Origin of the sequence: Nocardia sp. NPDC088792 (assembly GCF_044750615.1) — a bacterium.
GTDB lineage: Bacteria > Actinomycetota > Actinomycetes > Mycobacteriales > Mycobacteriaceae > Nocardia.
Genome location: NZ_JBIVKC010000007.1, coordinates 221897 through 247768, shown reverse-complemented (window position 1 = coordinate 247768; position 25872 = coordinate 221897). Strand labels below are relative to the sequence as shown.

The 25872-nt window shown below is 65.7% G+C and carries 24 protein-coding genes; 15 read left to right on the top strand and 9 right to left on the bottom strand.

The features are described 5' to 3' along the window. Window positions 1-17 precede the first annotated feature (17 nt). From ACIP5Y_RS41090 to ACIP5Y_RS41075, 4 genes are all read right to left on the bottom strand, one after another. Window positions 18-182 (bottom strand): hypothetical protein, encoded by a 165-nt coding sequence (locus ACIP5Y_RS41090; RefSeq protein WP_397013374.1) that lies wholly within the window; start codon window positions 180-182, stop codon window positions 18-20. A gap of 147 nt (window positions 183-329) precedes the next feature. Then, on the bottom strand, window positions 330-815 hold the full coding sequence (locus ACIP5Y_RS41085; RefSeq protein ID WP_400358491.1) for a tellurite resistance TerB family protein: 486 nt from the start codon (window positions 813-815) through the stop codon (window positions 330-332). A gap of 158 nt (window positions 816-973) precedes the next feature. Beyond that, window positions 974-2152 (bottom strand): winged helix DNA-binding domain-containing protein, encoded by a 1179-nt coding sequence (locus ACIP5Y_RS41080; RefSeq protein WP_400358489.1) that lies wholly within the window; start codon window positions 2150-2152, stop codon window positions 974-976. 68 nt (window positions 2153-2220) lie between these two features. Continuing rightward, window positions 2221-2940 carry an SDR family NAD(P)-dependent oxidoreductase gene (locus ACIP5Y_RS41075; RefSeq protein ID WP_400358487.1) on the bottom strand — a complete coding sequence of 240 codons (720 nt, stop codon included), beginning with the start codon at window positions 2938-2940 and terminating at the stop codon, window positions 2221-2223. A gap of 82 nt (window positions 2941-3022) precedes the next feature. Between ACIP5Y_RS41075 and ACIP5Y_RS41070 the strand changes: the two genes are divergently transcribed. Next, the gene (locus ACIP5Y_RS41070; RefSeq protein ID WP_400358485.1) at window positions 3023-3652 is read left to right on the top strand and encodes a TetR/AcrR family transcriptional regulator; all 630 of its coding nucleotides are present in this window, start codon (window positions 3023-3025) and stop codon (window positions 3650-3652) included. 107 nt (window positions 3653-3759) lie between these two features. After that, window positions 3760-4722, top strand: coding sequence for an alpha/beta hydrolase family protein (locus ACIP5Y_RS41065; RefSeq protein ID WP_400358484.1), 963 nt, complete (start codon window positions 3760-3762; stop codon window positions 4720-4722). A gap of 12 nt (window positions 4723-4734) precedes the next feature. On the opposite strand, the gene ACIP5Y_RS41060 is transcribed toward ACIP5Y_RS41065, so the two are convergent. After that, on the bottom strand, window positions 4735-7224 hold the full coding sequence (locus ACIP5Y_RS41060; RefSeq protein ID WP_400358483.1) for an FtsX-like permease family protein: 2490 nt from the start codon (window positions 7222-7224) through the stop codon (window positions 4735-4737). Window positions 7225-7367: 143 nt separating this feature from the next. Between ACIP5Y_RS41060 and ACIP5Y_RS41055 the strand changes: the two genes are divergently transcribed. The 4 genes from ACIP5Y_RS41055 (at window position 7368) to ACIP5Y_RS41040 (ending at window position 11814) form a co-directional block, all read left to right on the top strand. Beyond that, a complete protein-coding gene (locus tag ACIP5Y_RS41055) occupies window positions 7368-8300 on the top strand; it encodes an NAD-dependent epimerase/dehydratase family protein (protein WP_400358481.1) in 933 nt (310 codons plus the stop codon). A 110-nt stretch (window positions 8301-8410) separates the two neighbouring features. Continuing rightward, window positions 8411-9292, top strand: coding sequence for an arylamine N-acetyltransferase (locus ACIP5Y_RS41050; protein WP_400358480.1), 882 nt, complete (start codon window positions 8411-8413; stop codon window positions 9290-9292). A gap of 224 nt (window positions 9293-9516) precedes the next feature. Next, a complete protein-coding gene (locus tag ACIP5Y_RS41045) occupies window positions 9517-11142 on the top strand; it encodes a protein kinase (protein ID WP_400358981.1) in 1626 nt (541 codons plus the stop codon). A 69-nt stretch (window positions 11143-11211) separates the two neighbouring features. Continuing rightward, the gene (locus ACIP5Y_RS41040) at window positions 11212-11814 is read left to right on the top strand and encodes a maleylpyruvate isomerase family mycothiol-dependent enzyme (protein WP_400358479.1); all 603 of its coding nucleotides are present in this window, start codon (window positions 11212-11214) and stop codon (window positions 11812-11814) included. A gap of 254 nt (window positions 11815-12068) precedes the next feature. On the opposite strand, the gene ACIP5Y_RS41035 is transcribed toward ACIP5Y_RS41040, so the two are convergent. Next, window positions 12069-13271, bottom strand: coding sequence for a condensation domain-containing protein (locus tag ACIP5Y_RS41035; protein ID WP_400358478.1), 1203 nt, complete (start codon window positions 13269-13271; stop codon window positions 12069-12071). Window positions 13272-13420: 149 nt separating this feature from the next. On the opposite strand from ACIP5Y_RS41035, the gene ACIP5Y_RS41030 reads away from it, so the two are divergent. Next, a complete protein-coding gene (locus ACIP5Y_RS41030) occupies window positions 13421-14182 on the top strand; it encodes a hypothetical protein (RefSeq protein WP_400358477.1) in 762 nt (253 codons plus the stop codon). Between the two features lie 41 nt (window positions 14183-14223). On the opposite strand, the gene ACIP5Y_RS41025 is transcribed toward ACIP5Y_RS41030, so the two are convergent. Together ACIP5Y_RS41025 and ACIP5Y_RS41020 are read right to left on the bottom strand one after the other, a co-directional pair. Then, window positions 14224-15846 carry an acyl-CoA synthetase gene (locus ACIP5Y_RS41025; RefSeq protein ID WP_400358475.1) on the bottom strand — a complete coding sequence of 541 codons (1623 nt, stop codon included), beginning with the start codon at window positions 15844-15846 and terminating at the stop codon, window positions 14224-14226. Window positions 15847-15944: 98 nt separating this feature from the next. Further along, window positions 15945-17555, bottom strand: coding sequence for an acyl-CoA synthetase (locus ACIP5Y_RS41020; protein WP_400358474.1), 1611 nt, complete (start codon window positions 17553-17555; stop codon window positions 15945-15947). A gap of 173 nt (window positions 17556-17728) precedes the next feature. Between ACIP5Y_RS41020 and ACIP5Y_RS41015 the strand changes: the two genes are divergently transcribed. The 8 genes from ACIP5Y_RS41015 (at window position 17729) to ACIP5Y_RS40980 (ending at window position 24927) form a co-directional block, all read left to right on the top strand. Further along, a complete protein-coding gene (locus ACIP5Y_RS41015; protein ID WP_400358472.1) occupies window positions 17729-18721 on the top strand; it encodes a Rieske 2Fe-2S domain-containing protein in 993 nt (330 codons plus the stop codon). Window positions 18722-18732: 11 nt separating this feature from the next. Further along, complete coding sequence (locus tag ACIP5Y_RS41010; RefSeq protein WP_400358470.1) at window positions 18733-19221, top strand: nitroreductase family deazaflavin-dependent oxidoreductase; 489 nt, start codon at window positions 18733-18735, stop codon at window positions 19219-19221. A 37-nt stretch (window positions 19222-19258) separates the two neighbouring features. Beyond that, window positions 19259-20131, top strand: a complete 873-nt coding sequence (locus tag ACIP5Y_RS41005) for an acyl-CoA thioesterase domain-containing protein (protein ID WP_400358468.1) — start codon at window positions 19259-19261, stop codon at window positions 20129-20131. Beyond that, complete coding sequence (locus tag ACIP5Y_RS41000) at window positions 20128-20814, top strand: maleylpyruvate isomerase family mycothiol-dependent enzyme (protein ID WP_400358466.1); 687 nt, start codon at window positions 20128-20130, stop codon at window positions 20812-20814. Before ACIP5Y_RS41005 ends, ACIP5Y_RS41000 begins: the two co-directional genes overlap by 4 nt. A 1-nt stretch (window position 20815) precedes the next feature. Next, window positions 20816-21970, top strand: coding sequence for a cytochrome P450 (locus ACIP5Y_RS40995; RefSeq protein WP_400358464.1), 1155 nt, complete (start codon window positions 20816-20818; stop codon window positions 21968-21970). A 203-nt stretch (window positions 21971-22173) separates the two neighbouring features. Continuing rightward, window positions 22174-23193 carry a cytochrome P450 gene (locus ACIP5Y_RS40990; RefSeq protein ID WP_400358462.1) on the top strand — a complete coding sequence of 340 codons (1020 nt, stop codon included), beginning with the start codon at window positions 22174-22176 and terminating at the stop codon, window positions 23191-23193. After that, complete coding sequence (locus ACIP5Y_RS40985) at window positions 23190-23957, top strand: SDR family NAD(P)-dependent oxidoreductase (RefSeq protein WP_400358460.1); 768 nt, start codon at window positions 23190-23192, stop codon at window positions 23955-23957. The genes ACIP5Y_RS40990 and ACIP5Y_RS40985 overlap by 4 nt, the downstream gene beginning before the upstream one ends. A 79-nt stretch (window positions 23958-24036) precedes the next feature. Beyond that, window positions 24037-24927 (top strand): hypothetical protein, encoded by an 891-nt coding sequence (locus ACIP5Y_RS40980; RefSeq protein WP_400358458.1) that lies wholly within the window; start codon window positions 24037-24039, stop codon window positions 24925-24927. 36 nt (window positions 24928-24963) lie between these two features. Here ACIP5Y_RS40980 and ACIP5Y_RS40975 read toward each other — a convergent pair whose 3' ends face one another. Beyond that, on the bottom strand, window positions 24964-25836 hold the full coding sequence (locus ACIP5Y_RS40975) for a helix-turn-helix transcriptional regulator (RefSeq protein ID WP_400358456.1): 873 nt from the start codon (window positions 25834-25836) through the stop codon (window positions 24964-24966). Between the last annotated feature and the right edge of the window lie 36 nt (window positions 25837-25872).

The window sequence follows — 25872 nt, the reverse complement described above, 5'->3', positions numbered from 1 at the left end:
TCGGGCGGATGCTCCGATCAGCGGCTGTTCGGCGGGGTTTCGGCCAGCCAGCCGGTACCGCCGCAGACGGAGCAGAAGTCCGGCCCGCAGCGGCCGGAACCGATGCACATTCCGCAGTACCGCCAGCCGCGGTTGGGGTGCACGGTGTCGAGCAGGATATTCACGAAGCCTTGGATCGCCATGCCGGAACGCACCTCTCGCTCGGACTCAAACGCACCTAGCGTGCGGTGTTTGCCCGCCGTTGTCCAGCGGAATCCAGCGGTCTTTACGGTTTGCCCGCGGAGTTCGCGGAGGTTTGTCCATTAGGTCCCGAATTAGCCTGTCAAGGGCTAGAGACCGAACTCCTGTGGGTCCAGATGCAGGATCTGGCAAGCCTCCTTGACGGCAAGGACCTCGTTCGCTGTGAATTCGCTACCGGCGCTGCCGATCAACAGCGCCAGCTGGACAACTGCCCGACCCTGCACCGGATTCCCCGTCACGCCCGCGATTTCCTGCATCACATAGGCCCGCCCGAACGCCGGATCCATGGCGATCCGGGAGCAGTTGTCCTCGAACAGATTCCGCAGCACCTCACCGGGAAAATGCTGCAACAGCGTCTCGGCCCCCAGCCGCTGCGCCACCCGCATGCGCGCCGCCGGATCCGCGGTCCCCGCCGCGCTCGCCACCAGGGCGCACAACCCCACGGTCGCATCCCGAAATGATTCACCGCGCAATTCGTTTCGATGCGCGAGCAACTCTTCCCGCCGGTGCGGCGCGGGATCGGGCGGCGGCCCGGACGCGGCGGCATCGGTGACGAGACGGTGCGAGAAGGCCATGACACACACTCCGAAAGACTCCCGGACCGACAGACCCCCGTGGCCGAGCCCGGACTGTGCAAAGGTACGAACCCGACATTAACAGTCTGCCAACCGACAGGCCGGGCGATATCCTCCGGCAAGCCGGAAGCTACCTGAGCGCTGAGTTCCCGCTCTGCCTAAGCGCTGAGTTCCCGCTCCAGCGGCGTGCGGAAACGGGGGACCGGCCGCACCTCGCCGTACCACTCGCCCAGCCGGGTCGCCTCCGCCTCGATCGCCGCCCGCGCGTCCGAACCCGCATCCTCCAGGAGCCGCCAGGCGATTTCACCATCGGGCCGCTGCGCCCAACCGCCGACGATCCGGCCGTCCCACCAGATCGACGGCCCGATATTGCCGCTGCGATCGAACAGGGCCGCCGCATGCGGGCCGAGGAACCAGTCCCGGGACTGCCAGCCCATCGGGGTCGGATCCAGCGCGGGCAGCAGGGCCGCCCACGGTTCCGGCGCCGGAGTCGGCTCGAGATCGTCGGCCAGCACCAGGCCGGTGACGCCGTCCAGATCGACCTCGGCGATATCCAAGTGCGCCAACGCCTTCCGCACCTCCGCGACGGTCCAGCCCGTCCACCATTTGAGATCGTTCAACGGCGCCGGACCGAACGTCCGCAACCAGGCCCGCACCAGCTCGACCCGGGCCTGCTCGGCGGCCAGCGCCGGAATACCCTGCGGCAGCCAGGATTCGACGGGCGACCAGGAATACTGACTACTCGACCAGGAACCGTTCGGCCGCCCGCGCACGATCCGCCCCTCGCAACCCAGCGTCACCAGCACCCAGGTGGTGATATTGGTCGGCTTCGCATACGGCTTGTCCGGCGCGGTGTTCACCTGCGTGCGCAACCGCGGCACATCCTTGCTCAACTGCACCCCGGTGGCGCTGCCCCGCGCGAGCAGGGCGGCATGCGTCTCCTCCTCGACCTCGCTCCACCAGTGCGCGATCCGGCCCTCGACCGCCCCCGACTGCTCGAGATAGCGCCCATAGGTCCGGCGCTGCTTGGCCGCCAGCTGATCCGCGCACGAACCCTGCAGCGCCGGAACCAATTCCAGCGGCGCGACGAACATGGTGCGCCGCATGGCCAGCATGCGCAGCAGCGTCCGATCCTCGTACAGCGCCTTCTCCACATGCGCGGGCTCGATCCCGCGCCCGCGCGCCGCCACCGACAGGTACACCGTCGCCGGATCGGTCGCGTGCAGCACCACCATCGACCGCACCACATCGTTCACATCATCCGACCGCAGCCCCGGCGCCAGCCGATGCCGCACTGCCACCCGTGCCCGCCGCTCCGCGACATCCATCGAACGCATGATCGAATCTTAGCCTGTGCCGGTGCATCTCAGGTCGGGCACGGGTGCGGTCGGCCCTCGATCGCTGCTCAGGGGTTGGCGGGTCGTTCGGGGAAGGTCGCTTCGGGGCCGCCCTCGGCCTGCTGCATCGTCCAGAGCAGATCGGCGAGATGGCGCGGATCCACCGACGGCATGTCCGGAACGCTCGCACCCGAGGCCTTGGCGGCCTCCCGTGCGGCATGGAAGGGACTGTGCTCGATGGCCGCACCGATGTAGAGCCCGCCGACATAGACGCCCTTATCGCGCACCGCGGCGTGCAGCGACTGCAGGTAGTTGCGCTGCGCGGCCAGCGCGAACCCGCCCGCGATATGTGGCATGCCCTGCAGCGCGCTGGCGCCCTGCGCGCTGAGGATCGCGCCGTCACCGCGAACGAGCATGGCCGGCAAGAACTCCCGCACCAACTCCAGCAGCGCGTACAGGCCGAGGGGCAGCATGGCCTGGGCGCGTTCCAGGGTCAGCTCGAGCGTGGGGATGAAACCGTTGGCCGCCGCGCCGTAATACAACACGTCGGGATCGCCCACGACCGCTCGGATCTGTTCGGCGACCCGCGGTATGGCCTCGATATCGGACAGGTCGGCGGTGATCACATGCGTGGTCGCCCCGTTGCCGCGCAATTCCTCCGCCAGCGCGTCGAGCGACTCCTTGCTGCGGGCCACGAGCACGACCTCGTACCCCTCCTCGGCGTAGCGCTCGGCGACGGCTCGGCCGAGGGCGGGACCTGCTCCGAAAACGGCTATGGACTTCGACATAACGCCTCCAATGATCGATCACGAACTAAGTTGACGGTATCGTCAACTTTACGGCACCGTCAAGTTGTTAAGGTCGGATCCGATGAGCCCCACCACCGATGCGACCGACCCGGCGAGCAGCGCCCCCACGCCGCAGAGCAGCGCCCTGCGCGCCGATGCCGCGCGCAATGTCGCCCAGATCCGATCCGCCGCCATCTCCGCCTTCCACGGCCGCGGGCTGAGCACGCCCCTGGAGGAGATCGCCGCGGCCGCCGGAGTCAGCAAGGCGACCATCTACAACCGGTTCGGCGGGCGGCAAGGCTTGATCGACGCCGTCATCGGCGAACTCGTCGCCACGGAGATGTACGCGATCATGGAAAAGGCCCGGCGCGTACCGGACCCGTGGGAGAGCATCGCCACCTACATCACCGACCGGCGCGACCTGCAATTCCGGGAACCCTCGTTCACCGATGCCCTGCTCATGACCTACCCGGAATCCCGGCACCTGGTCGCCCTCGCCAACGCGGCCACCGACGCCACCGAGGAACTGGTCCGCCGGGGCCGCGATGCCGGAGTATTGCGCCCGGACCTCACCTCCGGCGACCTCTACTACGCCGATATCGCCAACGGGCTCGCACTCCGCAACCTGCCCACCCCCTCGCGCGCGGACTACGACCGGCGTACCCGCTTCTTCCTCGACAGCCTCCGCGCCCCGGGCCGGCCGCACGGCTGAGGCCCGCCGCCACTCGCTGCCGCAAGGCCCGCATATTCGCCGCTCGCCGCCACGCGGCAGGCCCGGGGGTGCCCGATTCGGCCGCCACCACATGGGATGATTCGGGCGTGCGAAGTCGGACTCTGCTGGCGGCACTGGGCGTGATCCTGGGCTGGCTCGCGACGACTACCGGTGCGGCGCCGGAAGTTTCGGCCGCATCGGGGGTGTCGGTGCGACCGGTCGAACTGACCGTGGACGGCGAGACCGCGACCGGACGGGTCTACGAACCCGACGGCGGGCCGCGAGCGCTCATCGTGGCCGTGCACGGACACGACGGAAGCGCCTCGGATTTCCCCGATTACATGAGTTCGATCGTGCGGGAGACCGGCGCCGCACTGGTCACCATGGATCAGCGCTCCGATACCGGCCGATGGCGCACCGGCGAATGGAACGTGTGGGCGGGCTGGCGCGACACCCTCGCCGCCACCCAGTGGTACCGCGCCGAACACCCGGGCATCGGGCCGACCGTGCTGTGGGGCTGGAGTCAGGGCGGCGTCACCAGCGGACTCGCCGCCGCCTACGCACCACCCGGCACCTACGACTACTGGGTCGACACCTTCGGGCACGCCGACGACATCACCGCCTGGCTGGAGGCCCCGCTCGCCGGACCCGGCCTGCGCCCGCAGATCGAACGCGACGCCGGCGGCTGCAATCCACTGACCTGCCCGCAGGCCTACCTCGACCGCTCACCGGCCTTCCTGGCCAATCGAATCGGCGTCCGCCAGGCCGTCCTACTGCACGGCACCGCCGACCCGCTGGTGCCGTATCCCCAGTCCCTGGAGATGCGGGCCGCGCTCACCCTCACCGGCAAACCCGTCTCCATGTACACGGTCGTCAGCGGGCGTGACCTCGACGGCAATATCGTGCCCGGCGACCACGGCATCAACCCCGTCTTCTTCGAATCCGGTTGTGCCGTCCAGCGATTGCTGCAGGGCACCGAACCCCTCGGCGGCCACGACTACCTCATCGACATCGGCAAGGGCATCGACACCGCGCCGCCCGCACCGCCGAATGCCAAGTGCGCGGCCTGATCCGGCCGCCCGCTAGTCGGCGCTGACCGCGTCGACGATATTCAACCGGGCCGCGCGCACGGCGGGCGGAATCGAGCCGAGCAGACTCAAAGCCAAGGCGCCGACCGTGAATACGGCCAGCAGCGGTCCCGGCCGGAAGGCCACGTCGATGCCCAGCACATCGGCGGCCAGTAGCGAATAGAAGTATTGGTCGGTCAGGCCGAACACAACACCGAGCCCCGCACCGACCACCCCGATCGCGGCCGCCTCGGCCAGCACCATGCGCAAGGCGAAGCGGCGGCTGGAACCCACGGCCCGCAGAATGCCGAGCTCACGCCGGCGTTCCAGCAGCGCCAGGGTGAGCGTATTGAGCAGTGCCATACCCGAAATCACCGCCACGATGACCAGCATCACCTGCGACAGTGCCAGGCCCTGCTGCATCGACTTACTCACGCCGTCCAGCGCCGCCGCACCCGAGAAGACGAACACGCCCGGCGGCACGACAGCCCGGATCGCCTCGATCAACTGCTGCCGATCCACACCTGGCGCGGCATCGATCTGGAGGGTGGTGGCGCCGGGCCGGGCGAACCACTCGCGCATGAGAGTCAGGCTGACGGCCGCCGTTCCGGCCAGGGCCGAGAAGTAGGACACCGTTTGCAATACCCGCGTGCGCTTTTCACCGCTGGGCGTCTGCACGGTCAGCTCGTCACCGGTCGAAACATGCAGTGTGCGAGCCAGATCGCGGGACAGCACCACGCCGTCGCCGTGCAGCAGCCGCTGCTGGATGCCGACGTCGAGCTGGCGGTACATGGAGTAGTCGGTATCCGGATCCACGCCGTAGACAAGGGCTTTCGTGCCGCCCAAGGTGGCGAAGGCCATCTGCCCCTGCGTCAGCTTGCCCACCCCGGGCACCGCGGCCACCCGATCGGCCAGGCCCGCGGGCAGCAGATCGGTGGGCGTCATATCCTCGGCGGAGGCGCTCACCCAGGCATCGGCGTCCCCGATGGAGGCGAGACTGTCCCGCGCGGCCCGCACCGCATCGGCATTCGCACCGGTAATGGTCACCGTGAGACCCACGGCGATGGTGACCGTCATCAGCGTCGCCCACACCCGTCGCGGCGCACGGTCGATATTCACGCCCGCGAGCACTCCGGCCGGCCCGAGCCGTCGCGCGATGGCCGAGGCGACTCGCACGATCGGTCCCGCGAACGCGAACGCCAGGGTGATGTCCGCACCGAACGCGCAGCCCAGCGCGACCGTCGCGAACAGTCCGAGATGCGCCCGCTGAATCAGGATCGCCGCCGCGATCAGCGCCACGCCCGCCCCGGCCGCGAGCACGCGCAGCCGCCGCGACACCGTATCCACCCGCGAGGCCCCGACGGGCGCCAGCGCCTCCACCGGCGCCACCCGGTACACCTGCCGCGCCGCCACCGCCGACGCCGCGATATTGGTCAGCGTGGCCGCCGCGATCGCCACCGGAATCGCGTACCAGGGCAGGATGTATTGCAGCCGCGCCTGCACCACCTGGGTGAACGCGCCCGGCAGCATCCCGATCGCCCACCGCCCCGCCAGCACCCCGAGGCCCGCGCCGATGGCTCCGCCGATCAGGCCCAGCACGGTCGCCTCCGCCAGCACATCCCGCACGATGGTCTGCTTACGGCCGCCGATGGCGCGCAACAGGGAGATCACCGGCCGCCGCCCGGCCAGCGCCATGCTCATGGTGTTGTAGATGAGGAAGGCGGCCACCACGAACGCCATACCCGCACCCATGGACGAGATGAAACGGACCATGGTGACGCCGCTCCCGGTCTGCGCCGCCTTCGCGCTCGGCGCCGCCACCAGGGCCCGCCCGGCCACCGCCGCCGTCACCGCCGAAGTCAGCTGCGCCGCATCGGTATTCGGGGCCGCCACCACCAGCACCGAATCCAGCTGCCCGACCCGATCGGTGATCCGCTGCGCCAGCGGCAATGGCGCGACCAGGTAGTGCCCGCCGTTCAACTGCGACAACTGCTTCCCCGACAGCACCGCGGCAATGGTGACCCGGACCGGACCCAATTGCACCGCTTGGTTTTTCGTGAACCCGGCCGCCGGTCCCGCCAGGACCCCGTTCGCCACATCGAGCAGTGCGCCGAGCTGATCCGGCTGCACCGCGCTGTTCAGGTCACTGTGCAGGGCGGCGCCGGACGCATCCACCCCCAGCACCAGCAGCCGATTCGAATCCGGTCCGATACTCGCCTGCAGCATGGGCACCGCCGCCGCGACCCCGGGCACCGCCGCGACCGAATCCCGCACCGAGGCCGCGAATCCCGCATCGGTGACCCCCGAAACCTCCAGCGCCGCATCGCCCGACAGCCCCGCCGACAGGCGCGCCACCGACCCGGTGAGCGATCCCGAGATGCCGGACACCGCGACCAGCAGGGCCGAGGACACCGCCATGACCAGAAGTGACGCCGCCGTCCGTCCCCAGTGCGTGGTGAACTCGCGAATATTGAACAGCCGCAGCCGGTCCAGCAGCGCGATCATGGATTCGAGGCTAGGGGCCTGTGCTTCCACTGTCCATGTACCGGCGCCTTGCTGTCCGCAAAGGTCACGGTGGCGTCTCCGACGCTAATCTCGGTAGTGGACGGGGACAGGCGAGACAGGGCTGGTACGTGATGAAAGTCGTGGTGGCAGGAGCAACCGGAGCAATCGGGCGACCACTGGTGACAGCCCTGCAGCAGTCCGGGCATCAGGTGTACGGCCTCACCCGCGGCGGGCGCGGCGCGGAGGTCATCCGCGCCCTGGGCGGTACCCCGCTGGTCGCCGATGTGATGGACCGCAAGGACCTCATGCACGCCACCGAACGACTCACCGCCGACGCGGTGATCCATCAGCTCACCGCCTACCGGCACTCACCGCCCACCCACTATCACAGCCCGGGACTGCTGCGCACCAACGCCTTGCGCGCCACCGGGAGCCGGAACCTGGTGGAACTCGCCGAAAGAGCCGGGGCCACACGGTATGTCACCCAATCCCTGATTCTCGGCTACGGCATCCGCGACCACGGGCCGGGACCGGTCACCGAGGCGGCGCCGTTCGGGCGGATTCCCGGCGACGTCAACGACACCGTCATCGGATCCCTGCACGAGGCCGAGTCGCACGCCTGGCGCGCGTCCGGCATCGACGGAATCGCGCTGCGCTACGGGCTGTTCTACGGTCCCGGCGCCTCGGATACCTTCGTGCGCGCGCTGAAGGCGCGGCTGCTCCCGGTGGCGTCGTCCGGCATCGGATACATCGGCTGGACGCAGGTGGAGGACGCCGCCGCGGCCACCGTCGCCGCGCTCGAACACGGCCGCGGCGGGCAGGCCTACAACATCGTCGACGACGAGCCCGTCACCTGGGACACCATGTTCGATGCCATGGCCGCCACCGTGGGTGCGCGCCCGCCGCTGCGCATGCCCGGCCGCCTGCTGCGCCTGGGATCACCGCTGGCGGCCGCGCAGATGCTCGATCTCTCGATCCGGCCCGCCAATGCCAAGGCGAAGAGCGAACTCGGTTGGAAGCCCACGTACCCGACCTATCGGGAAGGCCTCCCCACCATCGCGAACGCGGTGCACTGACGCGCCGACCCCGAAACCCGCGCCCTCGAACCGGAACAGGCTCGCCCCGAACGGGGTTGTGCACGACAGGATCTTGAATGTCGGGATGCGCGGACGGCGAGAGGACAGCAATGAGCGACGCGGTGGATCCGTCCTACCGGTGGAACGGCGCGGAACTGGATCTGGACGCCTATCTGGCCCGGATCGGATACGACGGTGAACGCACGCCCACCCTCGCCACCCTGCGCGGGCTCGTCTACGCGCACACCACCACCATCCCGTTCGAGAATCTCGAGATCATCCTCGGCCGCGGCGTACCCCTCGATATGGAATCCCTGCAGGACAAGCTGATCCGCCGCCCGCGCGGCGGCTACTGCTACGAGCAGGTCGGCGTGTTCGCGGCGGCGCTGGAACGCCTCGGCTTCGAATTCACCGGTATCTCCGGCCGGGTCGTCATGGGCGCGCACGGACTGCTGCCCGCCACCCACGCCCTGCTGCGCGTGCGGACCGCCGACGACCCACACGCCTGGCTGGTCGATGTGGGTTTCGGCGCGGGCCCGCTGGAACCGGTGGCGCTCACCGCCGGTCGCGGCGAATTCGCGCTCGGCGCATGGCGGTTCGAACTGGACCTGGCGTACGGCCCGGTGGGGGAGGAGGAGTGGACGCTGCGGCAGTTCGGCCGGGACGGCTGGATCGACCGGTACACCTTCACGGTGAATCCGCAGTACCGCATCGACTACGTGGTCGGGAGTCACTACGTGGCCACCGCGCCGCGGTCGCCGTTCAACCAGCGCCCGTTCGTGCAGCGGTTCCTGCCGGCGGCGCATCACGTGCTCGACGACACCACCTGGACCACCGCCTACCCCGACGGGACCGAGGAGGTGCGGGAGCTGGAGGTGGCCGAATTGCCGAAGGTGCTCGCGGAGGTGTTCGACATCGAGCTGGATGCGGCCGATTCGGCCCGCCTGGTCCGGGCCGAGTGGCCGGCCGCGGTGGCGAAGCGGGCGCGGTGATAGCTGGGAGCGAAAGCGGCCGGAACAGCAACCAATAGAACCGAAGGGTTTGTTTTTACTCTCGACAGTGCTCTGAACAGCGATTTCACGTAGCGGGTCACACATCGATCACCCCGCTGCGGCGTAGATCTCACCGAGATCTCGCTCATATCTCACGCTGACGTCGGCGGGACGCTCGCGGCCCGCTACACTCGTGCGGGGAAACACGCGGGCAACCGCGATTTATCAGTCGTCTCGGAGAACCACGGAGTAGTGCCATCGAAACCGGCCAAAAGATCGCAGGGCATTACCGCCTGGTCGAACGGATTGGTAGCGGCGGCACAGGTGTCGTCTGGCGTGCCGTCGACGAGCGGCTGGAACGTTCGGTGGCGGTCAAACAGATCCTCACCCAGCCGAGCCTGTCGCAGGCCGATAAGGACATCGTGCGCCAGCGCGCGGCCCGAGAGGCCCGCAATGCCGCCAGATTCCAGCACCCCAATGCGATCGTCGTATTCGACATCACCGAGCACGAGGGCGACCCGTGCCTGGTCATGGAATATCTGCCCTCGCAGAGCCTCGCCGTGGTGCTGTCCGCGCAGGGCACGCTGCCACTGCCGCAGGTAGCCCGCATCGGTGAGGCCGTCGCCTCCGCACTGATCGCCGCGCACCGCGCCGGCATCGTGCACCGCGACGTCAAGCCGGGCAACATCCTGCTCGGCGACAACGGAGCGGTGAAGATCACCGACTTCGGCATCGCCAAGTCCAAGGGCGACGTGACCCTCACCGCGACCGGACTCATCTCCGGCACCGCCGCCTACCTCGCCCCCGAGGTCGCGCGCGGCGCCGAACCGACCCCGGCCGCCGACGTCTTCGCCTTGGGCGCAACGCTTTTCCACGCCCTCGAAGGTGAACCGCCCTACGGCACCAACCCGAACCCGCTGGCCCTGCTCTACGCGGCCGCCAACGGGCAGATCAGCGAACCGCGCAATGCCGGCCCGCTGAGCGACCTGCTGCTCGCACTGCTGAGCTTCGAGCCGGAAGACCGGCCCAGCATGCTCGAGGTGCGCGACATCATGGCGGAATTCGCCGAGATCGGCCCCGACGCGGAAGCCACCCGCGTCATGGCCGCCCGGCGCTCCGGCAATGCCACGCCGCCGCCCAGCGCCCCCGCGCGCCCGGCCCAGCAACGGCAGGCCACCCGGCAGATGGATCGGCGGCCCGCGCAGAACGCCGACATCCCCACCGGCGCCATGAGCGCCGCCGCCCTGCTGGAGACCCCGCCGCCGCAGCGACCGTCCGGTCCGCCCACGCGGTCCACCCCGCTGCCCGATTACGAACCCGAGGGTGGATCCAAGAAGAAGCTGATCTGGATCGCACTCGTCGCCGCCATCGTGGTCATCGGCGGCGTGGTGTTCGGCATCCTGAGCTCCGGCTCCAGCGACTCCGGCAATCAGACCGGCGGCACCTCCGCGGCCAAGACCTCCACCTCGGCCACGGCCGGACAGCCGTCGACCGGTGGTCTCGGACAGACCAAGAGCGCCGGGCAGGTCGACGTCGGCACCGCCGCGGACATCATCGACAAGTTCTACGGCGACCTCGTCAATCTGAGCTTCTCGGACGCCTATTCGCTGCTCACCCCCGCCGCCCAGCAGGTGTACGGCAGCCAGCAGGCCTTCCAGCAGTACTGGACCGAGAACCGCGTCACCCGCTACTCCAGCATCTCCGGCGCCCGCGGCAACGACAGCGTCAATACCGATGGCTCCGTGGACATGTCGCTCGCCAACCTGACCTACGGCAGCAAGAGCAAGGGCTTCACCCTCCGCGTCGTCGACTCCGGGCAGGGCCCGAAGATCGACAGCGACACCCGCTAGATCCGGTGCGGCGCACAGGCGCCGCACCGGGCTCTGGCCGGATCGTCCTGCAGTGGTTAGCCTTTCGGTATGACTGTGCGGGGGATGCTCGACGACGAGCGCAGTGAACTGGTAGAGCTGCTGCGCTCACTCACCGAAGCGGAATGGGAAACACCATCGCTGTGTACAGGCTGGCAGGTGCGCGACGTTATCGGCCACCTGCAAGCCGACAGTGTGTCGCTCGGCTCGTATGTGCTGCTGGGCCTGCGTAATCCATCCGTGAACCGGATCAACCAGGCCCTCGTCGACCGATTCCGGGCACTACCGACCGCCGAACTGGTGGACCGGCTGGACCGGCCCGGCGGCTGGTTCTCGCACTACCTGCCGCGCCTGGCCCTGTCCGATATGTTCGTGCACCAGCAGGACATTCGCCGTCCCCTCGGCCACCCGCGCAAGGTCCCCGCCGAACGACTGGTCGCCGTACTCGAGAAACCCGACCCCTACGCCAACCCCCGCAAATACCTGAAAGGCCTGCGCTGGGAGGCCACCGACGCCGACTGGTCCACCGGCACCGGGCCGCTGGTCCGCGGACCCGGAGAAGCCTTGGCACTGGCCATGGTCGGCCGCCCCGCCGCACTGGCCGACCTCGAAGGCGACGGCGTACCGGTCCTGCGGACGCGCGTGGACGCCTGACGCCGTCAGCAGCCCTGACGGAACGGCGCGGCCGGGAGCAGACCAGCGAAATCGACCGTGAGCGTGCGCAGCGGTGCGTTGTGAGCCACGACCGTGCCGAGGTCAAGGAAGTTCGCCCGCGCCCAGTCGTAGTTCAGCCGCGCATTGACTTGCAGGCAGGAGCCGCCGAACGCGATGTCAGTGGCGCAACCCGTGAGTACCGCAACGGGGTCGCCGACGGCGTGGCCGGGTCGACTGAATAGAGGTTCTGGAGGTCAGAGACTCGGCAGCGTCCGAATTGTTCGGTCGATGCGCTCGACCAGGCACTTCCCGTCTTGGTCCGAGACGATGTCTCGGTTGTGGATCACATCCAGGTTCAGCCGCCCCGCTGTAGTGGTCACAAAGATTGCCGGGTGTGGCACCGGACTGGCCACCATGAACCGAGTGTTCTCGAATGTGAGGCCGGTGGGAGCCGGTGGGAGTTCGAGACGCCCCAGGTTCGACATGCTGATCGAGTTCGTACGCCAGGTATCGGAGACACCGTGTGCCATCGCACTCTGTGGTGCCTCTGTGGCGATGGCTTTGTCCAGCACCTCCTGGATCGTTCCGGAGCATTCGATGACGTCGAACTGGGCGGCCAGCGGGAGGATGACACTCCAAGCGGCGACACAGCAGAGTTCGGCTTCAGGAGGCAGTGGCGGATGGATTCTGTTGCGCAGGTCGATCGGGTAACCGATGCCGAGCGGAATCTGGTGCGGAGGATCGAACAAGCTCCGCAAAGCAGCAAGCGCACTCGCGCTCAGCAGGCTGTTGACCGAGATTCGCCATTTTCTCGCGATCGCTTCGACCCGGGTGGTTTCCGCTTGGCTGAATCTCAGGTTCTGAATCTCGAACTCAGCTGACTCCCGAGCACTTGCTTCTGGGCGGGGCAGGCGCCTGACGCCGATTGCGGGGCTTGGTTGCTCAGCCCAGGCAGAGTTGCGAAATTGCGCCAGTCGCTGTTCCAATGGCAATTCGAAGAACTGCCTCGGGATCGGCCGAGGCGGATTGCCCTCGGTCATGAGTGTGTAGTAGCGCGCGAGTTTGTGCAGCAGCGTGACCGTCAAGCGGCCATCGGCCAGTGCGTGATGGAGCGCGACGATGATCATGCAGGTGTTGCCGTCCTGCACGAGGATCGCCTGCGCAACCGGGTCGCCGACATTCCATCGGCGGTGAATGATCTTGTCGAGCCTGCCGTCATCGGAGGGAGGTTCGGTAAGCGGCGGGGCCGCGTCGTCGATCGTGACGACGTATTCGCTGTCGTCTTCGACGATTCGACTGCGAAGGATGGGATGTTCCAGAGCGAGCAACTCCCACGCTCGCGCCAGCAGCGCGGGCTCGGCAGTGCCTCGTCCACCGAGTACGGCGAAGATGGGGCTGGTCCCGGATCGGACGGTCGCTGACTCTCCCGCGGTCAATCGGCGCCGAAAAGTGGTCATATGTGGACTCCCTGCGGTTATCGATTCACGGTGATACGGCACCGACGGAATCGTTTGGATAGAACACGTTCTTGTTCTGTCGGAATCTGTTGTGTACCTTAGGTATTGAGCTCTTCGGGGGAGTGGATACCTTGTTTTGGAGGGGTGCTGTGGTCGAGGACGTTGCAGCGTTGCTGGTTCGGTCGAGAGAATTGCTGGACTCGGCTCTGTCCCGGATTGATCATCCCGGCAGCGGGATCGGCGAGGCCGGCGATGTCACGCGGGTGACACCCGAGGAGGACTGGGGTGAGACGCTGCAGCAGCGTCTGCGTGGGGTGCGTGAGGGGGTTGTGATTGCGATTTCGGACCCGATCCGGGCACGCCGGGAGTATCTAGCTGGGGATGCCCTCGTGCGGGAGTTGATCGGAGAGGGGAAGCAGGTCCAGGTCTTGGCGTCGTCGCATTATGCCGACCACCACGATCTGGAGGAACTGCTGAATGACGAATCGTTCAGCGATCGAATCCGTGTCACTGGCAGCGAGTTTCACAACACTCTGGTCATCGACAACCGTCTCGCTGTGGTGTGGACGCGCGTGAACGGGCAGCCGAGAGCGTACTTTGCCACCGAATCAACCCTCCTCGGCGCAATTCATCAATTCGCCATGCAGACGTGGGAGACCGCGCTCCCGTTGCGCGACCATATCGCGTTGCGTGACCATGGATTCGACGAGATGGCCGTCGCGGCCCTGCGTTTCCTCAATGCCGGCGTCACCGATGAGGTTGCGGCACGTCGGCTTTCGATTTCCACACGCACGTATCGCCGCTATGTTGCCGACGCCATGGTCCGGCTGAATGTCACGACCCGCTTCCAGCTCGGTGCACGCGCCGCCGAACTCGGTCTGCTGAGGGAGGGAGATCGCGCGGATACCTGAAAGTGGTTGTGAGCTACTGGCCAGGCATCCGCGCGAACCCGTCACCGCGGCGAGCGCATCATGTCGGCGTTCTCGGCGGCGTGCTTCTTCGCAGCGGGGTAGTTGGCCTTACCGCTGGGCTGGCGCATCATCTGCTCGACGATCCAATAGTTGCGCGGCGCTTTGTATCCGGCGATCTTGGTGCGCACATGCAGGTCGAGGGCGGAGAGGTCGAGTTTGCCGTTGTCGCGCGGCTGCACCAGTGCCGCAACGGAATTCCCGAATCGCTCATCCTTTATGCCGATGACCAAGGCGTCGAACACATCCGGATGCGATTTCAGTGCGCCCTCGACCTCTTCGGGGAAGACTTTCTCGCCACCGGTATTGATGCATTCCGATCCACGCCCGAGCAGGGTGACCGTGCCATCGTCCTCGTAACGTGCATAGTCGCCGGGCACCACGTACCGCACGCCGTCGACCTCGACGAAAATGGTCCGGGTCTTCGCCGGGTCCTTGTAGTACCCGAGCGGCACGTGCCCTCTGCGCGCCATCCGGCCGACCGCACCGGGCTTGGGCTCCACCAGTTTTCCGTCGTCGTCGATGAGTGCGGCCTGTGCGTTGTATTTGACTCGCGGGCCTTGGGAGTGATCGGAATCCTTGCTGACCACGGCCAGTCCGGTGCTGCCGCTTTCCGAGGATCCGATCACGTCGGTGATGAACAGGTTCGGGAACAGTTCGAGGTATTGCTGTTTGAGCGCCTGGGAGAACAGTGCGGCGTGGCTGCTGAATGCCCACAGCGAGGACACGTCGTAGGTGTGCTTGCGGTAGGCGTCCAGCAGGGGCTTGGCCATGGCGTCACCGACGACGGTGAGTACATTGACCTGCTCGCGTTCGACGGTCCGCCACACCTCGTCGGCGTCGAACTGGGGCACGAATACGACGGTGCCGCCCGAGTTCAAGGTGAGGAACGCCGCCCACTGGGCTGCGCCGTGGATGAGCGGTGAAAGCGGGGCCATCACAATGCCGTTGGGTGCGGCCTTGGCGTTGTTGGCCAACTCCCATTCATCGGCGACGTATTCGCCGGTGACGTGGTTGATGCCGCCGCCCAAGGTGCGCCACACGTCCTCGTGCGTCCACATGACGCCCTTCGGGAACCCTGTGGTTCCGCCGGTGTAGAGGATGTAGAGGTCGTCGGAGCGTCGTTCCTCGAAGTCGCGTGCGGTGGACTGTCCGGCGCGTGCCTGGTCATAAGAGACGCCCTTGTAGCGTGAGTAGTCGCCATCGGTGCCGTCCTCGACCACGATGATGTCGGTCAACTGCGGGGTGGACGGTGCGACCTCGGCCACGATATCGCTGTAGGCGCGTTCGTGTACAAGGGCTTTCAGGTCGGCATTGTCCGCGATGTAGCGGACTTCCTCGGCCACGTATCGGTAGTTCACGCTGACCGAGACCGCGCGCAGTTTGTAGGTGGCGATCATCGCTTCGAGGGCCTCGATGGAGTTGCGTGAGTACACGCCCACGTGATCGCCCTTACCGATCCCCCGTGACGCCAGGTGGTGGGCCAGCTGGTTGGCTCGCTCGTCGAGTTCACGGTAGGTCACCCGGCGATCTCTGCAGATGACGGCGGTGCGGTCGGGCACGGCGTCCACCGCATGTTCGAAGAGGTCTGCAACATTGAAAGCCATGTGCTCAAACTAGAACCGGTTATCGCTCATGCCAACGGAAGTCGCGGCCGACAATTGGCAAAAAGCTGACACCGATGCCGGCCACTGCGACGCTGAGCTCAGCGCGGGATCAGTACTGCGTCGGGGTGCTCGGCAGCGAACCGCTTGGCCCAGGGATAGTTCGCCTTTCCCGTTGTCTGTCGCTGGATTTCGGCCACGATCCAATAGCTGCGCGGAGTCTTGTAGCCGGCGAGGCGATTGCGCAGATGTGCGTCGAGGACTGCGATGTCGACTGCGGCATCGGTGCGGGGCTGGATGATCGCGCCGACTCGCTGTCCGTAGCGGTCATCGGGCAGGCCGATCACCAAGGCGTCGAAGACGTCGGGATGGGCCTTGAGGGCGGTCTCGACTTCCTCCGGAAATACCTTCTCACCACCGGTGTTGATGCATTCCGAGCCTCGCCCCAGCAAGGTTACGGTGCCGTCCTCTTCGTAGCGTGCGTAGTCGCCCGCGAGGACATAGCGGGTGCCGTCGATTTCGTGGAAGATGGAGGCGCTCTTGACAGGGTCGTTGTAGTACCCGAGGGGTAGGTGGCCTGTTCGTGCGACTCGCCCGACTACACCGGGGGCGGGAGAGAGCGGTTTGCCGTTGTCGTCGATGAGGATTGCCTGGGTACTGAAGTTGACCCGCGGGCCTTGAGAATGATCGGAATCTGTTGTGACCCTGCCCAGTCCGGTGAATCCACTTTCGGACGAGCCGATGGCGTCGGTGATGAGCAGCTCGGGGAATATCGACAGGAATTCCTGTTTCACCGACTGCGAGAACAAGGCGGCGTGACTGTTCATGGTGCGCAGGGAACTGGCGTCGTGATCGCCGCGGCGGTAGGCGTCGAGCAGGGGGCGGCCCATGGCGTCGCCGGTGATGGCCATGGCGACGATTCGGTGCTGCTGCACCAGATTCCAGATCTGTTCGGAGTCGAAGGTCGGGACCAGGACGACGGTGTTTCCGACGAACAGGGCGCCGAGCACCGCCCACTGGGCTGCGCCGTGGATCAGTGGGGAGATGGTGAGACGGACTACGCCGGTGCCGGCTGCGGCTTGTTGTGACTGTTGCCATTCGCCGGCGGCGTATTCGCCTGTGACGAAGTCGATTCCGCCGCCGAAGACGCGCCAGACGTCCTCGTGGCGCCACATTACGCCCTTGGGGAACCCGGTGGTGCCGCCGGTATAGACGATGTAGACATCGTCGGGGCTGCGCGGCGCGAAATCCCGCACCGGCGGCTGATCTATGAGGGCCTGTTCGTATTCGACTCCGCTGTAGGCGATATCGCTGCCGTCCTCGATCGCTACCGTGTGCCGCAGCTTGGGTACCGCGTCCACGGCGGCGGCGACCTTGTTGCTGTATTGGCGCTCGTGCACCAGCGCGACCAGATCCGCATTATCGAACAGGTACCGCAATTCGTCGACGACGTAGCGGTAGTTGACCGCGACGGACACCGCCCGCAACTTGTAGACCGCCAGCATCGTTTCGACGGTCTCGATCACATTCCGCGCATAGATCCCGACATGATCACCAGGCTCGATCCCGTTGGCCGCCAAGTGATGTGCGAGCCGGTTGGCACGCTCCTCCAACTCCCGATAGGTGACCTCGCGGTCTCCGCAGATAAGAGCCGTACGCTCCGGAACAGCGTCCACGGCATGCTCGAACAGGTCTGCGACATTCAATGCCATTGCCGCAAGCTAGCCCCTCTCCCCAACGAGTACAACGGGTTGGCAGCAACCGGACTCACTCGGCACCGAACCTGGCAACTACTGACCGCGCCGAGATCTTGATTCCATTCTGGAACTGGTTCTAGAGTCGGATCCATTGGGAGGAGGGGAACATTTCAATTATCAGATTCCCTATGCAGCCTTATCCGGCGAGCTGGTATCGAGTTGCTGACTCGATCGATGTGATGCCGGGAAAGATAAGCCGTCTACATTACTTGGGTAAGGATCTCATCGCCTATCGGGCGACCGCGGGACATGTAATTGTTGCCGACGCTTATTGTCCGCACCTGGGTGCCGATCTTGCTGACGGCAGGCTGGAAGGCGGTTACCTCATATGTCCGTTCCATGCATGGCGTTTCGGGGAATCCGGTCACTGTGTGCATATTCCATATTCGGCCAAGATTCCATCTGCTGCGAGCCTGCGCACCTATCCGGTCCGTGAATTCGACGGTGTGATCTTGATCTACTGGGATGAATCCGGTCGTCAGCCGGAATGGGAGGTGACAGGCTTCGATGTAGGTGACAACGATCGCTGGACGCCATTTGTGCGAAAGGGCTGGCAGATCCGCACTCATATTCAGGATATCGTGGAGAACGCGCCCGATGTGGCGCATCAGCCCGTCTTTCACAATGCTGTCGATATCCCGACTTTTGAATTCGATATCGCTGGCCATCGGATAGTCGGCGTCACGACCGGCACCTACGACTTTCCAGGTGGCCCGTCCGGCGGTGTGCATGTGACTGGACACTTCGAGAATATCGGTATGGGGTTGACCAACATTCAACTGGTTGATCAGAACAACGGTGTCGAGCTGAAACGCCAGCTTCAGATCTGCCGCACGCCGGTCGACGGCGATCTGGTTGAGGCCACCGTCGCCCAGCGGACCAGGGGCTTTGGTGATGCTCATGCCGATGCTGCGATGAACGCCAAGATTGTCCAGGCCACCTGGGAAGATTTCGAGCGCGACATCCCCATCTGGGAGAAGAAAATCTACCGGGCACTGCCGAGCCGAGTGGAATTCAATCGAGGGGAACAGCCGAGCGTGTTGTGTGACGGCGAGGGCGGAATCGTACAATTCCGGAACTGGTCGCGGCAGTTCTATACGGATTCCAACTGTGGTGTCTGATCGGAGGATCGATGGTCACGGAATCAAAATCCATGGTTTTCAGGCTGTTCGGTGATCGTAACTGGTTCATTGATGTGGGGAAGAAGTTGGCGATGGTCGATCTATTCCTTCAGACTAGATCGCAGGGTCGTCTGGGTCTTCTTACACTTGCCGGTCTCCCCAATATTGTACTGACCACTACCGGGTGCAAGACCGGCCTATTGCGTTCCACATGCCTGGCCTATGTACCTCGCGGTACCGATTACGTGATCATCGATTCCAACTGGGGTCAACCGACCCGGCCGGCGTGGTCGGCCAATCTCCTCGCCAATCCTCGGGCCCATATCATGGAGGGCGGCCGAACCGCTGAAGTTCATGCCCGACATCTGACCGGTGATGAACGAGAAACCGTTTGGCGCGAGTTGCTCGAGGACTGGCCCGACCGCGCGGTGAATGCCGAGCGCGCGGGTGAGCGAGAATTACGCATATTTCTCCTGTCGGAGATCACGTCGAATTCATGACGGACGACTGTTGTGCAACATCTATCGGAAAACGAGTATGGCATTCTTCGAACGAACCATCGAGGGTTTCGCGCCTCTTCCACACGCTGCCAGCCAATGGTCGGCACACGCGATAAACGGGGCGGCGGTCGCTGGTCTGGGTGCGTACGGCATCGAATCCGAGCATGGCGGACCCGGTCTCGTACCGGCACGGTTCACCATCGACCTGTTCCGGCAGCCGAAGTTCGGTCCCCTCTCCGTACGCACACGGCAGGTGCGCGATGGCCGCACCGTGCGCATCGCCGATGCGTGGGTCGAGCAGGGCGGCGTGCCGGTGGCTCGCGCCACCGCGGTGCTGGTTCGCCTTACCGCGCAACCAGCCGGTACTCGGTGGCAACCACGGGCGTCACCGGAATATCCACGACCACAGGATATTTCGACACCATCAGAGCCCGCAATTCACTGGGGCAGCGACGCGCATCCCGAGGGGTGGAGCACTGTGATGTCCGAACACCAGAACGCCAGCCGCAAACGGCTGTGGATTTATCAGGCCGACCTGTTCGCCGGTGAGCCGTCCTCGCCCTTCGTACGCGCGGCCAGCGTCGGCGAACTGGCCAACACCCTGACCAGTTGGGGCGATAAGGGCATCGGATTCATCAACCACGATTTCACGATGGTGTTGTCCCGCAACCCATCGAGTGCCGAGATCGGCATCGAGGCCGACAACCACTCGTCCGTGGGCGGTTTGGCGGCCGGCGCCGCCACCATGTACGACCGCGACGGCAGCTTCGGCGTCTGTGTAGTCAGCGCGGTCGCTCGTGGAGCGGCCGCCCTCGATGTTTCCGCGGCAAAGGACAACTGGGCCGATACCCACCGTGGCAGTGCGAATTCCCTTTCCGGTTCCAGTGACAGACATGAGGCAGTGAAATGACCGACATCCACCTCTGGACTCGAGAGCGCGTCATCGCAACGGTAGTCGAGGAGTTCAAGACCTTCGCCACCATGGTGCACGGCCTGTCTGAAGCCGATCTCAGTGCGACCACTGCCTGCGATGGGTGGGCAGTGCGTCACGTCGTCGGTCACGTCGTCGGAACTGCCGACGATATCCTGGCCTTCACCATCGGCAGTCGAACCCCCGACGAGCAGGCGGCGGCTTACCTGGAGTGGAGTGCCGCCGCGTCGGCGAAAGCTCTGTCCGATGCGGCGGATCGGATGGGTACCCACCTGCGTTCGCTTCCGGACACAGTGTGGACAGCTCCGGTGGAAGGTGTTCCGGGGCAAGCCTTCTCGACCGGTGTCCTCACTCTCGCCCACGAACTGTGCGTGCACACCGATGATATCGACACCGCCCTCGGCCGCGCTTCGCTCGGGCAGCGGCAATGGGAGCTTGCCGCGCAGTGGCTGGCAGTCGAGCTCGAGCGGCTCGAGTTCGAGCCGCTCACCCTGGAACTGACCGGGTTGCCGCGGTATGTGATCAATGGCGGTGGCCCTGTAATCATTGCCGATCCTGTAACTTTCGTCCGCGCTGCCACGGGCCGTGCCGAATCTGTCACCGTCGGAGTGGATTTCGATCTCAACATCTATAACCGCGACCGACGCCACATCGGAGTCTGATATGGGACCGCAGACCGATATCGTCGGCCCGCTCATCGAGCTTGGCACCTCGCCCGCCGGTGCCCCGGCGTGGATCATTCGTGACTATGCGACAGTCAAGAAGCTGCTGACCGACGAACGGATCAACCGCTTCCCACACCCGGATGTCCTCGACCCGCCTCGCTTCACCACTGCCGAGATTCTCCAGTTCAAACAGGTGAACCAAGGAGGACCTCCGCCGCCTGACGATCTGATCCGCCGCATGGTCGCGACCTCGTTCTCGCCGCGTCGTATGCGAGGCATGGAGCCCCAAGTGAATGCCATCGTCCGCGAACTCATCCAGGACATGCGCCGGGCCGGACCGCCGGCCGAAATCCGGAGTGCACTCGCAGAACCTCTGTCCGCCCATGTGATCAGCGAACTGCTCGGCATTCCAGCCGATGCCCGGGCAGCGGTGCGCGAATGGTCCGACGCCTCTGTGGATCTCACGAATCCGGCGCGTTCCGCTGCGGCCGATTACGAGCTCAAAGCATTGATGAACGACCTGGTCGAGGAGAAGTCGAAGCATCCGGGCGAGGATATCCTCACCGACATGCTCCGATTCAGTGATCAGGAGCCGGAACTGTGCGGCCGTGATCTTGTGATCGGTATGGCCGCTGGACTGCGCTTCGCGGGCCAGATCAATACCGTCACCCTGATCGACCGGGGTCTGTATCTGCTGCTCACTCATCCCATCGACCGGTTGAGACTGACCGACCCGAAGGTCCTGGAACACGCCGTAGAGGAGATCCTCCGGTTCCCGCACCCGGTGCAGCGCCGAATTGCGGGGGTGCCCCGTTATGCCCGCGCCGATATATATCTGGGGGACGTCGTCATTCGCGAGGGTGATCTCGTCATTCTGGATCTCGACGACGCGAACGTGGACCCGAGTGTTTTCGCCGACCCGGAATCCTTCTGCCCGGCTCGCAGCGAGAACCCGCATATGTCCTTCGGGTACGGCCCGCACTACTGTGTCGGTGCGGCATTGGCCCGGCTCGAACTGAAGGCTGTGTTCGGGAATATCTTCGGACTTCTGCCCGAGCTGCGTATCGATGGCGACCCGGAAGCTCTGGAACCACGGAGACACCAGCTCTCCGGCGGAGTCATGACGCTACCCGTCACCTGGGCGCGGGGATAGGAGCCGACATGTCCGAATGCCCGATCTTCCACTACCCCTCCGACACTCCCCGCAGCCTTGATCTCGACCCGGTGCTCGCGCTGGTCGAGGCGTCCGGTGGCATTGCGAAACTACAACTACCGCACGGTGCTCCGTGCTGGGTGGTCACCGGATGGGCCGACGCCCGCACTGTGTATTCGAGTAAGGCGTTCACCCGCGCGGGCATGTCCGACGAGGCCGCGCCCCGGCTCACCGCCGGACTGCTGCTGGCCGGCGCCATAGGTGGCCAAGACGACGAAGTGCACCTGAAGCTACGCCGGGCCATCCAACGGGAACTCGGCCCGGATCGCATGGCTGCTCTGCAGATTCGCGCGGAGGCCATCATGACCGAGCTTCTGAACTCCATGATCCGCACCGGCGGCGGTGATTACGTGTCTCTGGTGGCGAAACCCTTTGCGGTACAAGTGCTGTGTGAACTGCTCGGGATACCTGTCGAGGACCGGGACACACTGGTCGCCTGGGTGACGGCACTGCTCACCGGCGCCGCCGAGGGCTCCGATCCCGAGTCCATCGGAGTGGCCGCGAAGGACGCAGGGAAGTACATCGTCGCTTTGATCCGGCGGCGCCGTCGTGAGCCCGGCCAGGATCTGGTCTCGGCCTTCGCTGCCCGCTCCGACGAGCTCGATACGCGCGAGATCGCGACCATTGTATTCGCCCTCGTCATGGGCGGTTTCGAAACCACGGCCCACATGCTGAGCAAGCTGGTGTTGCGTCTGCTGTCGCGCAAGGACTTGTGGCACACGCTGGTAGAGCATCCTGAGCTGCTCTCCTCTGCGACCGAGGAGCTGTTGCGCACCACTGCGATTGCGGGTGGCGAGGCGATTCCTTGGCAGGTGTGCGAACCTGTCACCCTCGCCGGCGTCGCCATGGTGCCGGGGGAATACGTGCTGCCCGCCGTCGGCGCGGCCAATTTCGATCCAGCCATCTTCCCGGAGCCGGAAGAAATTCGCTTGGACCGAACTGGAAAGACTCACTTGACGTTCGGGCATGCAGCACATTTCTGCATCGGATCGCAGATCGCCCGGATGGAACTTGAGGTGGGGCTGAGCGCGCTCCTCCGGATGTGCCCGCGGACCGAACTCGCCATCACGCCGGAGGATGTCGCCTGGCGCGATGGCTCGGCGGTGTGGGAATTGGCCGAGTTGCCGGTGCGTCTGAGCCGAGTGGAGGAGCTCGCGTCGTGATCGGATTCGACGGCCGGCGAGTGGTAGTGACCGGCGCCGGTGCGGGCATCGGTCGCGCTACCACCTTGCATCTGCTCGCAGAGGGGGCCGACGTGGTGGCTGCAGGCCGCGGCGCCGAGGGTTTGAAGGAGACCGCGGCCCTCGCGGAACACTCCGGCAACGATGCGAGACTTCGCACCATGGTCCTCGACGTGTCGGACCCGCGTGCGGTGCAAGCGGTTTTCGCGGAGGCGATTTCGGGAATGGGTGGCCTCGATGTGCTGGTGAACTCCGCGGGCGTGTTTTTCGGCGCGCACACTCACGAGGCCAGCCTGGAATCCTGGCACGAGACCATCGCCACTAATCTCACCGGGACGTTTCTGACCACCCGTGCCGCGTTACCTGCTTTGCTGGGAGGCCGGGAGCCGGTAGTTGTGAACATCGGCTCTACCGCCGCGTCCGCTGCAAGCCCGTATATGGCGGCGTATGCGGCGAGTAAAGGTGGAGTGCAGGCTTTCACCCGCACCATAGCTCTCGAATACGCCAACCGCGGCCTGCGTGCGGTCTGCGTCCTACCTGGTGGCATCGATGCGAAAATGACTGTAGCCCCGCCGTTTCCGGCCGATATCGATCGGACATTGCTGACCAGGCTGCGCCCGGTGCTGGGTGGTGGCGCGCTCGGCGCGCCCGCCGCTGTCGCCCGCATCATCGTCACGCTCGCCTCGCCGGACAGCGCCTTCATAACCGGAACCGAGATCCGTGTCGATGGCGGCGCCCACATGTGATGGGTGCATCGACGATCACCGAGGAGATGTTGTGACCCTTGGATTTCTGATAGGCGGCCTCGTCGTCCTGAACCCCACCATGGTCGAGGAGTTCTGTTCGCGCGACTCTTATGTGGCCGCTTCGTTCGCGCAGGCCGCCACTTGGACCGGTCTGTCCATCCCCGAGCTCTACGAAGGAAAGCTCGCGGGCGGCAATGACACCCGTCTATCGCACGGCCAGGGCACCGTCGGTAGGGTCACGCAGGCAGCGCTGGTGTTCGGCATTCACGACAGCCTGGCGGCACGCGGCCGCCAGCCGGACGCAGTCGGTGGAGCAAGCCTTGGAGCCATGATCGCAGCCTGTCTGGCGGGCGCAGCCGAACGCCGCGAACTATTCGAGTTGGTCCACCATCAACGGCTCGCTCCGCCTCTCCCGCCGACTGCTCCGACGCAGGGGATGGCCGTGGCGGTTCTGGACGGCAGAGCGAACCGTGCTGAGTACTACGAGAATCGGCCCGGTGTCTATCTGTCTGTCGATCACGGTCCTGTCTTCGACGGAACTCGCCAGGTGTTGGTGCTGGCTGGATACCTGGACGCGCTGGAACAACTCGCGGCCGAAGCGCCACCCGAGGCTGTTCGAATCCTGCCCGGCTATTCCGGCGCCTTCCACACACCCTTGCAACAACATGTTGTCGACTTCATACGCCCGTATGTCACTGCAATGACCTTTCATCCCCCGAAACTGCCGCTCTGCTCTGCCGAGCGCACCGGCTTGGTGTCCACTGTCGAGGAGGTACGGGATTCGTTCCTATACAACGAGATAACTCCGATAGCCGTGGCTCCGTTGGTCACACAGCTGGCCCGCCTGGGCATTCGCTACGTGATCGAACTCGGTCCGGGACTGCCGCGGGGCATCTCCCTCGATCCCATGATTTCGGTTCGCGTCGCGTCCCCCGATGACCTGTTACAGCTCGACAAGCTGGAGGCATGAGCCTCGACACGTTCGGCAGGGCCCAGGATCGGGAGGTCAGATCGGGCTGCGGTCGACGCAGGGGGTGACCTCGGACTGCGCGGCCCAATTGGCGAGCAATCGCAGTGCGTTCGCGCTCGCCGAGTCCGGTTCGACCGTGTAGGCGATGAGGGCCTGGTCCGGGTCGTCCGGGAGGCGGAGGGTTTCGAAACCCAGGTCGATGCGGCCGACCACCGGGTGCAGGTAGGCGTAGCGGCCGTGGGTTTTGTCCTTGAGTTCGTGCTGTTCCCACAGGGCGCGGAATTCCGGGCTGGTTCGGTGCAGGTCGTCGATGAGGGTGGCGATCGCGGTGTCAGCGGGGTTGCGGGCGGCGTCCAGGCGGAGGTAGGCGACCACGTCGGCGGCCTTGGCGGGCCAGTCCTCGTAGAGTTCGCGCATGCCCTCGTCCAGGAAGACCAGGCGGGCCTTATTGCGTTCCGCGGGCGGCAGCGCGCCGAAATCGGTGATGAGGGCGGCCGCCAGGCGGTTCCACGCGAGCACATTCGTGCCGCGCCCGACGATGTAGGCGGGGACCTCGGTGGCGGCGTCGAGCAGCCGTTTCAGGCCGGGCCGGACCTGTTGCGCGGCGGCGGGTTCCGCACCGGACCAGGGGCGGGCCAGGCGGTAGAGGTGATCGCGTTCGATCGGGTTCAGTCGCAGTGCGCGCGCCACGGCATCCAGTACGGACTCGGAGAAGTGCAGGGTGCGGCCCTGTTCCAGGCGTACGTAGTGGTCGACGCTGACCCCGGCCAGCAGGGCCAGCTCCTCGCGGCGCAGACCCGGTACGCGGCGGCGGGCGCCGTGATCGATCAGGCCCACCTCCTCGGGTCGCAGCCGGGCGCGGCGGGAGCGCAGGAATTCGCCGAGTTCGGCACGCCGGTCCAAGGTCATGTGACCAGTATCCGGTCCGGGCCGGTCCGGAGCCTG

What these genes read in the sequence shown, in the direction of transcription:
- ACIP5Y_RS41090 (WP_397013374.1), bottom strand. Translation starts at nt 182, where the DNA reads ATGGCGATCCAAGGCTTCGTGAATATCCTGCTCGACACCGTGCACCCC.
- ACIP5Y_RS41085 (WP_400358491.1), bottom strand. Translation starts at nt 815, where the DNA reads ATGGCCTTCTCGCACCGTCTCGTCACCGATGCCGCCGCGTCCGGGCCG.
- ACIP5Y_RS41080 (WP_400358489.1), bottom strand. Translation starts at nt 2,152, where the DNA reads ATGCGTTCGATGGATGTCGCGGAGCGGCGGGCACGGGTGGCAGTGCGG.
- ACIP5Y_RS41075 (WP_400358487.1), bottom strand. Translation starts at nt 2,940, where the DNA reads ATGTCGAAGTCCATAGCCGTTTTCGGAGCAGGTCCCGCCCTCGGCCGA.
- ACIP5Y_RS41070 (WP_400358485.1), top strand. Translation starts at nt 3,023, where the DNA reads ATGAGCCCCACCACCGATGCGACCGACCCGGCGAGCAGCGCCCCCACG.
- ACIP5Y_RS41060 (WP_400358483.1), bottom strand. Translation starts at nt 7,224, where the DNA reads ATGATCGCGCTGCTGGACCGGCTGCGGCTGTTCAATATTCGCGAGTTC.
- ACIP5Y_RS41050 (WP_400358480.1), top strand. Translation starts at nt 8,411, where the DNA reads ATGAGCGACGCGGTGGATCCGTCCTACCGGTGGAACGGCGCGGAACTG.
- ACIP5Y_RS41040 (WP_400358479.1), top strand. Translation starts at nt 11,212, where the DNA reads ATGACTGTGCGGGGGATGCTCGACGACGAGCGCAGTGAACTGGTAGAG.
- ACIP5Y_RS41035 (WP_400358478.1), bottom strand. Translation starts at nt 13,271, where the DNA reads ATGACCACTTTTCGGCGCCGATTGACCGCGGGAGAGTCAGCGACCGTC.
- ACIP5Y_RS41025 (WP_400358475.1), bottom strand. Translation starts at nt 15,846, where the DNA reads ATGGCTTTCAATGTTGCAGACCTCTTCGAACATGCGGTGGACGCCGTG.
- ACIP5Y_RS41020 (WP_400358474.1), bottom strand. Translation starts at nt 17,555, where the DNA reads ATGGCATTGAATGTCGCAGACCTGTTCGAGCATGCCGTGGACGCTGTT.
- ACIP5Y_RS41015 (WP_400358472.1), top strand. Translation starts at nt 17,729, where the DNA reads ATGCAGCCTTATCCGGCGAGCTGGTATCGAGTTGCTGACTCGATCGAT.
- ACIP5Y_RS41010 (WP_400358470.1), top strand. Translation starts at nt 18,733, where the DNA reads ATGGTCACGGAATCAAAATCCATGGTTTTCAGGCTGTTCGGTGATCGT.
- ACIP5Y_RS41005 (WP_400358468.1), top strand. Translation starts at nt 19,259, where the DNA reads ATGGCATTCTTCGAACGAACCATCGAGGGTTTCGCGCCTCTTCCACAC.
- ACIP5Y_RS41000 (WP_400358466.1), top strand. Translation starts at nt 20,128, where the DNA reads ATGACCGACATCCACCTCTGGACTCGAGAGCGCGTCATCGCAACGGTA.
- ACIP5Y_RS40995 (WP_400358464.1), top strand. Translation starts at nt 20,816, where the DNA reads ATGGGACCGCAGACCGATATCGTCGGCCCGCTCATCGAGCTTGGCACC.
- ACIP5Y_RS40990 (WP_400358462.1), top strand. Translation starts at nt 22,174, where the DNA reads ATGTCCGACGAGGCCGCGCCCCGGCTCACCGCCGGACTGCTGCTGGCC.
- ACIP5Y_RS40980 (WP_400358458.1), top strand. Translation starts at nt 24,037, where the DNA reads ATGGTCGAGGAGTTCTGTTCGCGCGACTCTTATGTGGCCGCTTCGTTC.
- ACIP5Y_RS40975 (WP_400358456.1), bottom strand. Translation starts at nt 25,836, where the DNA reads ATGACCTTGGACCGGCGTGCCGAACTCGGCGAATTCCTGCGCTCCCGC.